Consider the following 9599-nt stretch of genomic DNA (forward strand, 5'->3'; position numbering starts at 1 on the left):
CTTAAAAATAGTTATTGCTTTTTAGAGTCAAAATTTAATAGAATACTATCAATATAGTTTTTTACAATTAAATAGTAGCTAATTAAGTTCATTCACTTTAAATTACATGATTCAGTAAACTTGTTTTTCTAGTCTGAGTCAATAAAAATAAAGAGATTCTTAATACGCTCGTATAATTTTGGAAATAACCGGTCCAAAAGTATCTACCAAGCTGCCGATATAGTTTGACTACGAGAGATATGACATAGCATATTCTCTCCTAAATATTTAGGAGGAAACAAACATGAACTTACATGAAATGAAATCGTCAACAAAGGCTGAAAAGGCTGATTTTTTAATCATAAATGGGAAAATAATAAATGTTTTTACGAAAGAAATAATAGAAGATTCAATCGCAATTACAAATGGAATAATAGTTGGAATAGGTGATTATGAAGCTAATGTAGTAATAGATGCTGAAGGGAAATATATATCACCTGGCTTTATTGATTCCCACGTTCATATAGAATCATCAATGGTTTTACCTAGTGAATATGCGAGAACTGTACTACCACATGGCGTAACAACTGTTATTTGCGATCCACATGAAATCGCAAATGTTTCTGGAGTGGATGGAATTAAAATGATGTTAGACGCTTCAGAAAATATTCCGTTAGACGTTAGAGTTATGTTACCGTCCTGTGTACCTGCAACCTCTTTAGAGCGTGGGGGAGCCATACTTTATGCGGAACATCTAGAGCCTTTTATGACACATCCGAGAGTACTCGGATTAGCAGAAGTAATGGATTATCCTGCAGTTATGTCGATGGAAAAACAAATGATCGATAAATTAAAATTAGCTCACGCTTATCAAAAGCCGATTGATGGTCATTTAGCTGGATTAACTAAAAATGAAATAAACACATATTCCTATGCAGGTATTTCAACTGATCATGAATGTACAAATGTCAAGGAAGTAATGGAAAGACTGAGAGCAGGGTTATATGTTGCATTAAGAGAAGGGTCCGCTGCAAGAAATCTAAAGGATTTATTACCTGCAGTAAATGATCGAAATGCACAGCGAATTATGTATTGCACCGATGATAAACATTTAGATGATATCATGAAAGAAGGTTCGATTGATTTTTGTATTCGAACAGCAATCAAATTCGGAATTGATCCAGTGACTGCCTATTCAATGGCAACATTAAATCCAGCAACATGCTATGGTTTAAAACAAAAAGGTGCAATTGCTCCTGGATATGAAGCAAGCTTTGTATTTTTAAACGATTTAGAATTAGTAGAAATTACGGACGTTTGGTGTAATAATGAGTTTATCGTTAAAAACAAACAGATTAGTAAACTAATTAATAATGAAGAGTCAAATTTGATTGATTCAAAAGTAAGCTTAGGAGATCTAAAAATTGAAGATCTTGAATTAAAAACAGACTCTAAAATGCTTGCAAATATAATTGAAATTAATCCGAATAGTATCGTAACAAATCATTTAATGGAAAAATTATCAAGTGAATATACTCATTTTATTCCATGTGTAGCCGAAAACTTATGTAAAATAGCAGTAATAGATCGCTATCATTCTGAAAAGGAGATTGGTCTAGGGATTGTTAAAGGATTAAATTTAATTGACGGAGCAATCGCTACAACCATTGCTCATGATTCACACCAATTAATCGTTGCCGGTATGAATGATCATGATATGTATCTTGCCATTAAAACAATTGAAGAAATGAACGGTGGAATAGTAGTCGTATCATCTGGAAAAGTTATTGCCAAATTATCATTACCGATTGGCGGTTTAATGAGTAATAAATCTGCTGAAGAAGTAGAAGCAGGTTTACATCAAATTGAAAAATCCTTACTTCAAATTAGACCAAACAATACATTTAACGCTTTCTTAACATTATCATTTCTAGCGCTACCAGTTATTCCGAGTATAAAACTAACGACTAAAGGTTTATTTAATGTAAATGAATTTAAAATTATTCCGGTTTTTTCTGGTGAATAAATATAAAAAAATGAAGACTCCTAGCAAAGGAGTCTTTTTCTTGTTAATTAGATAAGGGGGATAGGTAAATACTTGTATTTAAGAGTAAAAGGAATTTCTTATAGAGGAGTATATTGAATGTCAGATGTGATTTTTAATCATTTTAAAAGAGTCCCACTTTTTAAAGATCTTTCGGATGAAGGGATTCAAACGATAGTGGAAATTTCACATATGAGATTATATAAAGCAAAATCATTTGTCTTTATGCAAGGTGAAAAACTTGATCGCGTGTTTTTTTACACTCTGGAAAAATAAAAATACATATAACTGATCTGTCGGGTAGAGAACAAATTGTTTCAGTACCACGAACTGGTGAGATGTTTCCACATGTTGGTTTATTTCGAAAAGGAACCTTCCCAGCCCATGCTGAAGTGCTTAAAACAGCAGAGTTAATTATCACACCGGTCGCTGACTTTGAGCAAATCCTGATTAAATATCCTGAGCTATGTATTAAGTTGTTGAAATTTCTTGGAGAAAAAATTATTGATCTACAAGCTAGATTAGTTGAACAAACATTACATAATACATATGATCAAGTCATTATGTTATTATTACGCCTATGTAAATCAAATGGGGTATCTTTAGATAAAAATCAATATAAAATAACTACTCATTTTACGAATCGTGAACTTGCTAATATGATTGGTTCATCAAGAGAGACAGTAAATCGTATTGTAAATCTATTAAGAAAAAAGGAACTAGTTAATGTTGATTCAGAAGGTTTTTTTATAATAAAAATAGAAGAATTGCAGGCGGAAGTTAATTAAAGAAGGAGCATGACAACTCATGCCCCTTAATAGTGAATAAATTAAATCGATTTAAACCCTAACAATCGCTCGTTTAAACAATATATTATTTTCTAAATGGATCTGTTGGAATGTATCAGCCTCTATAGCTTCAAGTCTTTGATAAACAAGGCGATAAGTACCACAAGCTTCTTTTGGTGGGGTATAGTCATTTGTGATTTCACGTAATTGTTTTAATATATCCCCAGCAGAACTATGCTCATTTTCTAATTCGCCAACTACTTTATTTAATTTCATATAATTTTCATCAGTTGGGTTTTGTTCATATTCTAAAATCAATTTAAAATCCGTTGTTTCTTCCTTCCAAGTATGTTCCTCTAGTTCTGTTTTTAAATCAAAGAACAACTTGTGTAATCTTACTAAATGAGGTTGAGTTTCTCCGTGAACTCGCATTACTTTTGTTACATATGGACTTAATAGAGGTAATTCCTCATTTAAAAAACGATGATGTTTGTTCACGATATGTTCGATTAAATCACTACTAGAAGCTTCTTTATAATCAATTTCTACTTCGTTTGATAATTTTTTTTCTTGATATAACGTATTTAGTTTTGATAGAATTTCATCTTTTGAAAGGTTTTTTTCTTTAATCGCTTCGATTAGAGGCCTATTTCCACCACAGCAAAAATCAATTCGATATGTTTTAAATTGATCACTTGCCTTTGGGAATTCAGTAACAATCTCACTAATTTTAGAGAACTCATTAAATGGTTGATTCATTTTATTTCTAAAAAAAGAATACCAAATCGATTGATATAAATTTGTGATATAAATCACAAATTGTGATTTTTTTATGATTAAGAATTAATAAAACATAAACTAATAAAAAATAATACGATTAATACAATTATTTCGGTAAGTAAAGCCAACAATAAAATGACTCAAGAAAAATACTAGAGTCATTTTACATTTTGAATTCATTTTTCAATTTGTAATAACGATTGTTCTTGTATGGTTAATTTTAAAAATTTTATATTGAAGAATGTTTGAAGATATATTTGTATTAAGGGCAGTATATAAAAGTATTTATTTCGAGCAATTCTTAAGGTTAAGGAGAGATTGAAATGGAAGATAAAATTGATTTTTCAGAAAAAATACACATAGGTGAATTAATTGCTGTTTCTAATGTTTACGGTTTAACTCCATATACGCTTCTTTTAGAGCTTGAAAAAGGTAATATTGAATTGTTTCTTTCTATAGATGAATTTAACTCAAAATACAGTGACACGACAGATTTGGACTGGTGTCAATTGAATAACGGTAAAGTTTTTTCTAAAAAGATTGAAGAGTAAAACGGGAATTGCTTTGGAAATTAATTAAATACAGAAATAAGTTTACATTGAAATAATTTTCATTACTATAAATGTTTTTACACCTATGGATTCAAGTTCATCAATCTAACAATCAATCTTTAGTGGTAAAAGTTATAAGAGGTAAAAGAGAAGTATTTTGCAAAACATAATTTGATTTGATTGCTTGAGAGACTTATCAATTTTTCATTTGATAGAATTTTAATACTTAATTTATTTAACTTCTTTTATTCAATACGATCTCTCCGAACATGGCTAATTGATCATTATTTAAATTATCTCGATCTATATTTGGTAGAACAACTGATATCAGAAAATTAACTTCGCTGTTTAACCGATTGATCTCTTCTAATAAATGAATTTGTATTCCTTTCATTTCGTTGATTACCTCAAGATACAAATCTTCTTTATTACAATTCAATTCATTATTTTTACTGCTCATATCAAACACCTCCAAAGAAAATTATTCGTTGCAAAGGCTTCAATATCCTTTATGTATACTGCTTTTTTAATTTCAAAAAATTTAATTTTTACAATTTATTAGATTAATTTAAATTTTTTTAGCATTCCATGCAATAAAATAAAAAAACTCAGCCAATAATTTTAGATTTTGGCATGAGTAGGATTATTTATTAAATACAACTAATTCATTCCCCAATATTATCTTCAAACCACTCTTGTAGCTCTTTTAATGATGTAAAGGAGAAAATTTCTTCTCCGTTTTGACCGTTATCAATACCAGTGTTTCCTCTTAAAGTAATTTGTCCTTCATCCCCAGAAATTAAAATTGCATAAGGGTGGTTTTTGTTTATATACCTTGCATCTAAATCATTATCAATCCAATTCTTACTATTCAAAAATGCTTCGAAATGATCCATTTGTATTCCTCCTATCGGAACTATTATTCCAATTATTAACAAAAATAGACATAATTAGGATTATGTAAGAAATCATTGATGGGTTTGCTATCATTATCTGCAAAAATTCCAACAATTACCGTATATTTAGTAAAAATTAGAAAAATATAGTAAAAGGAAAAAGTTTACATAATGTGGGGATACTTAATTGATTCGTTAATAAACATAAAATGCTTCAAAGGTTCAGGTCAAATATCAATAACGAAAAGATTGACCAGCATGATCCCCTTTCTGATAGTTACGGTCAAAATTTAGAGTATTCTACAAGGGAATTTACAAAAATTAAAATAATAAAAATTTGAATGAATAGGACAAACTTGGTTCCGGGAAGGCTTAAAAGTAAGGAGGCGGTTAGGATTATTACTTTCGAAGTTTTATCACTAATGATTAGCTTTGGTATGTTTGTGATCGCCATTTTAGAGTTTAAAGATAAGGATAAGAATAAAAATTCTTGAACACGCCAAATAAGGCGTGTTTTTTTTTACTAAAGATAATATCTACCAATTCTAATTTGGGGATTTCACTTATGTATCGTAACTATTGTACAATTAGAATAAGTGAAAAAATCAAGAAGGTGAAAAAAGATGTATGATATTACAATTATCGGTTCAGGTGTAAGTAGCATTTTTTTAGCATATACATTATTACAATCAAATCAAAAAGTATTAATACTTGAAAAAGGAAAATCATTAGAGGAAAGAGCCTGTGCAACAGACAAAGGCGGTATATGCAATTGTAATGTTTGTGGTAAATATTATGGCTTTGCAGGACTCGGTAAATCAGAAGGCAAATTTAACTATTCATGTGATTTTGGAGGAGAATTAGCTCAAAAGGTAGGCAGAGAAAATCTTGAGCAATTAATGGAAGAGGTTGACGATCTATTATGCCTTTTTGGGGGTGGTTCTGTACAAAAATATTCGACTGTAAATGAAAGTTTGGCTAAAAAAGCCGAGGATTGCAATTTACATATGTTAACAACTGAAGTTAGACATCTTGGTACGCGCCTTTCATCAGAAATTTTCGAACGACTATATCTCGCATTATCTAGTATGATTGATATTCGCTTTGAAGTTGATGTTCTAGATATTAAAAAGGAGAACAATCGATTCTATTTAAATACTAACTTAGAAAAATTCGAATCTAAAAACGTAGTATTTGCAACAGGCAGATCCGGAACAGAATGGTTAAATGACCAGTGTACATCACTCGGAGTTAAACAAGGTAGAACTCGTTTAGATTTAGGAATTAGAGTCGAAATGAAAGAACAACAGCTTCGCTCAATTTTACAAGATACATTTGAAACGAAACTCGCTTTTGAATATGATGAATTAATTTCAACTACATATTGTATGAATCCAAAAGGTAGAATCGTTCGAAAGTTTCAAGAAGGATTAGTTATGCCTGATGGACAAAATTTTAAAGAAAAAGAATCAGGAACAACTAATTTAAATTTTACGTTATTCACACCACAATATTTTCCATCACTGAAAGAAGCAAATCTTTACGCTAGTAAAATTATAGGAAAAATAAATAACGGCATAGATCGTATCGTCGTTCAACGATTAGGTGATTTACTAAACGGTGAGCCTACTACTAATGTCAAAATGAAAAAAAACAGTATAAAGCCAACATTAGATGCCGATTGCGGTGACCTTAAAAATGAAGTTCCTTATTTATATTTGAATATTTTACAAGGATTTTTGCACCAATTGGAAGAATTTATTGGAGAGACAATTGATGAGGATACACTTCTTTACGGAATAGATGGAAAGTTTTATTCACCGATTATAGAAACTAATTCAAACTTTCAAACGAGTATTGAAGGATTATTTGTCATTGGGGATTGCTCTGGAGTTACACACTCGTTATCCCAAGCAGCGGCTAGTGGGATTTATTTAGGAAAGGTTTTGGCATATAAGGATCAATATTGTTTTAGCTAGACTTTACAAATTCACATTGTGGGTGATTAGATGAAAAATAGAATTCATTTATATTTAATTAGACATGGTGAAACTTATTTAAATCGTTATAAAAGAATGCAAGGATGGGCCGACAGTCCATTAACAGAAGAAGGAAAACTAGTAGCCATTGAATGTGGTAATAGATTATCAGATATCCAGTTTGACCGTGTATATACTAGCGATTCTGGTAGAACTGTTGAAACGGCAGAACTAATCTTACAGAAAAACAGTTACGAAATTCCTGTAATTAGAAAAACAAAAGCCTTCCGAGAATCCTTTTTTGGTAGTTTTGAAGGAGAATTCTCAGCAGTTGCCTTAGGTAAAGTCGCAAATGATCACGGTTATACTTCCTTTAGAGAACTATTAAGAAATCGGTCTCTAGAAGATATTACAAATTTTATAAAAGAATCTGATCCATACCATCATGCCGAGAGTTACTCCGAGCTATGGGATCGAATTGAAAAAGGGCTAAATGAACTAATTATCGAAAATAATAAAAACGATGAAAATGTATTAATTGTCACTCATGGCAATACGATTCGTAATATAGTTACAAAATTTTCAGAGGAATTTAATATTGAACTAGAAATAAAAAACGCTAGTATCACAATCTTGGAATACTCATCTGATACTTATAAGGTGATTTCTTTTAATCAATGAAATTGCATAAATCATAATAAGATAAAATAAAAAAAAAAGAGAAGGATTACAACCTTTTCTTTTTCACCCTCTTGAAAAACAACCTTGTCAATTAATTGCTAAATTTTCGTAAAGGGAGTAAAGTGATGTTGATTTCCACTACCGGATGCTCGCTTTCCATGGGGCGAGATTCTTTCGCCTCCTCGGTAAGCCTGCGGGGTCTCAGTCTTCCCACTTATCCCATAGGAGTCGAGTTCCCTCCATTCCAATCAACTAATTCATCAAAAAAAGTTTGCGATAAAAACCTAATCAAAAATCCTTTACTTAGTGTGTAACATAACAGATATTATCAGTTTGTAAGTCAATTGAGTTGAAAATCAACTTATAAACTAATCATTAGAACTATAAATCAAAATTGGCTACTAATATTTTTTATTTCCGAAAAAACAATTATGATAGTTTGTTGGTATATTAAGATTGTGTTGCGGATTCCCATGGTTATAATAAATAAATATATTTGTTGTCTTGCAGGTAGGGTGCCCACGTGTTACTCCCCCGTCCGCCGTTAACTAACGGGAGCAAGCTCCCATTAGTCCGCTCGACTTGCATGTATTAGGCACGCCGCCAGCGTTCGTCCTGAGCCAGGATCAAACTCTAACACTTTAGCATTTAACAATAATGTTCCACTTAATTTTGTTTTCCCTAGAGACCGTTATATTTTAACACTTTGAAAAAGAGAAGGATTACAACCTTCTCTTTTTTGTGAAGTTCAATATATTATTTGTTTTTCAACTTTTTATTTCCATTACTATTTTTACTATTTATTACTGGTGCAGGAGCTTTAAAAAATTGCTTAATTGTTTGTCTGTTCTTAGAAAAGTTTAATTTTAGTACTGCACCTGAATGTTCAACCGTTTCGTTTGTAAAGCCAGCATCAACAGGAATACTCAAACGATCAATTTTTTCAATTGGTTGAGAAAATGCAATGGAAGCAAGTGAAAGTATTTCATCTAATTTTAAGTCAGTTGAAACATATTTTGTTGTTTCGTCTAATAAAAGAGGTACTCTAGCGATTCCACCAAACGTATTTAACTTTTCTTTAACGGCACTTACGACTTTTAACAATACTTCTTGCTGCCGTTGAACTCTCCCAAAATCATTATCATGATCATGCCTAAAACGTACATATTTTAAGAGCTGTTCACCGTGTAGTTTATTTTTTCCAGGTTTCATTTTTAAGTTCATATCATTTATGATTGATTGACTAACATTAACTGTAATACCTTCTGGAACAAGTGTATCAACTATCCCAACAAAACCTTTAAAATCGATTATAACCGTATGGTCAATTGGAATACCGAGATTATGATAAATTGTTTCTTTTAGTAGTTTTTCTCCGCCTAAATAGTAGGCCTGATTAATTTTTCCATAACCATACTTATATCCTTTAATTTTAACATATGAATCCCTTAGTATTGAGGCAACTTTTAAAGTTCGGTCTTCCACATTATATTGAACGACTGCAATACTATCTGAACGAGAGTTTTTTTCGCCTCGAGAATCAACTCCTATAACAAGGAAAAATAATGAGTTTTTTAAAAGTTTATTTTTAAAGCTCATTTTTTGCTCGCTTAGTGGATTTGTTTGGCTTTGGCCATGATTTGATGGTTTAATTTGACAACTGGCCAGAAAGAAAACAAGAAAAGAAAGAAGGCATATTCGTAAGAACTTTGACATGAATCTATTACTCCTTCTATATGTTTTTAGTCTATTTATGTATTTTAGTTTATATTTCCCCGCTAATATTTTGAAAATACATAACAAAAAAGGAAAATAGGGATATACCATATTTTTCCATAAATGGAAATGAAAGTTGATTGTTATGAAATAATAGTTAGTATAAAATGTAGTTTGTTAAATAT

At 30.8% G+C, this 9599-nt stretch carries 9 protein-coding genes, 1 pseudogene and 1 riboswitch; of the genes and pseudogenes, 6 read left to right on the top strand and 4 right to left on the bottom strand.

Features of this window, described 5'->3' with window-relative positions; all coding sequences use genetic code 11:
* Positions 1-148 precede the first annotated feature (148 nt).
* A riboswitch (purine riboswitch) is annotated at positions 149-251 on the top strand.
* A 32-nt stretch (positions 252-283) separates the two neighbouring features.
* A complete protein-coding gene (ade, locus tag CN514_RS16435) occupies positions 284-2005 on the top strand; it encodes an adenine deaminase (protein WP_098233515.1) in 1722 nt (573 codons plus the stop codon).
* A gap of 117 nt (positions 2006-2122) precedes the next feature.
* Positions 2123-2811 (top strand): annotated as a pseudogene (locus CN514_RS16440) (Crp/Fnr family transcriptional regulator).
* A gap of 51 nt (positions 2812-2862) precedes the next feature.
* Here the strand turns inward: CN514_RS16440 and ric are convergent.
* On the bottom strand, positions 2863-3570 hold the full coding sequence (ric, locus tag CN514_RS16445) for an iron-sulfur cluster repair di-iron protein (protein WP_098233516.1): 708 nt from the start codon (positions 3568-3570) through the stop codon (positions 2863-2865).
* Between the two features lie 344 nt (positions 3571-3914).
* Between ric and CN514_RS16450 the strand changes: the two genes are divergently transcribed.
* Entirely contained in the window at positions 3915-4142 is a 228-nt protein-coding gene (locus CN514_RS16450; RefSeq protein WP_098233517.1) for a hypothetical protein, read from the top strand.
* Positions 4143-4377: 235 nt separating this feature from the next.
* Here CN514_RS16450 and CN514_RS16455 read toward each other — a convergent pair whose 3' ends face one another.
* Both CN514_RS16455 and CN514_RS16460 read right to left on the bottom strand, forming a co-directional pair.
* The gene (locus tag CN514_RS16455; RefSeq protein ID WP_098233518.1) at positions 4378-4602 is read right to left on the bottom strand and encodes a hypothetical protein; all 225 of its coding nucleotides are present in this window, start codon (positions 4600-4602) and stop codon (positions 4378-4380) included.
* A 205-nt stretch (positions 4603-4807) separates the two neighbouring features.
* Positions 4808-5038: a hypothetical protein gene (locus CN514_RS16460; protein WP_098233519.1), complete on the bottom strand. Its 231-nt coding sequence runs from the start codon at positions 5036-5038 to the stop codon at positions 4808-4810.
* A 341-nt stretch (positions 5039-5379) separates the two neighbouring features.
* On the opposite strand from CN514_RS16460, the gene CN514_RS26860 reads away from it, so the two are divergent.
* The 3 genes from CN514_RS26860 (at position 5380) to CN514_RS16470 (ending at position 7698) form a co-directional block, all read left to right on the top strand.
* Entirely contained in the window at positions 5380-5532 is a 153-nt protein-coding gene (locus CN514_RS26860; protein WP_353652073.1) for a putative holin-like toxin, read from the top strand.
* 129 nt (positions 5533-5661) lie between these two features.
* A complete protein-coding gene (locus CN514_RS16465; RefSeq protein ID WP_098233520.1) occupies positions 5662-7017 on the top strand; it encodes an NAD(P)/FAD-dependent oxidoreductase in 1356 nt (451 codons plus the stop codon).
* Positions 7018-7047: 30 nt separating this feature from the next.
* On the top strand, positions 7048-7698 hold the full coding sequence (locus CN514_RS16470; protein ID WP_098233521.1) for a histidine phosphatase family protein: 651 nt from the start codon (positions 7048-7050) through the stop codon (positions 7696-7698).
* A gap of 756 nt (positions 7699-8454) precedes the next feature.
* On the opposite strand, the gene CN514_RS16475 is transcribed toward CN514_RS16470, so the two are convergent.
* Entirely contained in the window at positions 8455-9414 is a 960-nt protein-coding gene (locus CN514_RS16475) for an LCP family protein (protein ID WP_176525935.1), read from the bottom strand.
* Positions 9415-9599 lie beyond the last annotated feature (185 nt).

Source organism: Bacillus sp. AFS001701 (assembly GCF_002559405.1).
Classification (GTDB): domain Bacteria; phylum Bacillota; class Bacilli; order Bacillales; family Bacillaceae_G; genus Gottfriedia.

What these genes read in the sequence shown, in the direction of transcription:
- CN514_RS16460 (WP_098233519.1), bottom strand. Translation starts at nt 5,038, where the DNA reads ATGGATCATTTCGAAGCATTTTTGAATAGTAAGAATTGGATTGATAAT.
- CN514_RS16450 (WP_098233517.1), top strand. Translation starts at nt 3,915, where the DNA reads ATGGAAGATAAAATTGATTTTTCAGAAAAAATACACATAGGTGAATTA.
- CN514_RS26860 (WP_353652073.1), top strand. Translation starts at nt 5,380, where the DNA reads ATGAATAGGACAAACTTGGTTCCGGGAAGGCTTAAAAGTAAGGAGGCG.
- CN514_RS16475 (WP_176525935.1), bottom strand. Translation starts at nt 9,414, where the DNA reads ATGTCAAAGTTCTTACGAATATGCCTTCTTTCTTTTCTTGTTTTCTTT.
- CN514_RS16470 (WP_098233521.1), top strand. Translation starts at nt 7,048, where the DNA reads ATGAAAAATAGAATTCATTTATATTTAATTAGACATGGTGAAACTTAT.
- CN514_RS16455 (WP_098233518.1), bottom strand. Translation starts at nt 4,602, where the DNA reads ATGAGCAGTAAAAATAATGAATTGAATTGTAATAAAGAAGATTTGTAT.
- ade (WP_098233515.1), top strand. Translation starts at nt 284, where the DNA reads ATGAACTTACATGAAATGAAATCGTCAACAAAGGCTGAAAAGGCTGAT.
- ric (WP_098233516.1), bottom strand. Translation starts at nt 3,570, where the DNA reads ATGAATCAACCATTTAATGAGTTCTCTAAAATTAGTGAGATTGTTACT.
- CN514_RS16465 (WP_098233520.1), top strand. Translation starts at nt 5,662, where the DNA reads ATGTATGATATTACAATTATCGGTTCAGGTGTAAGTAGCATTTTTTTA.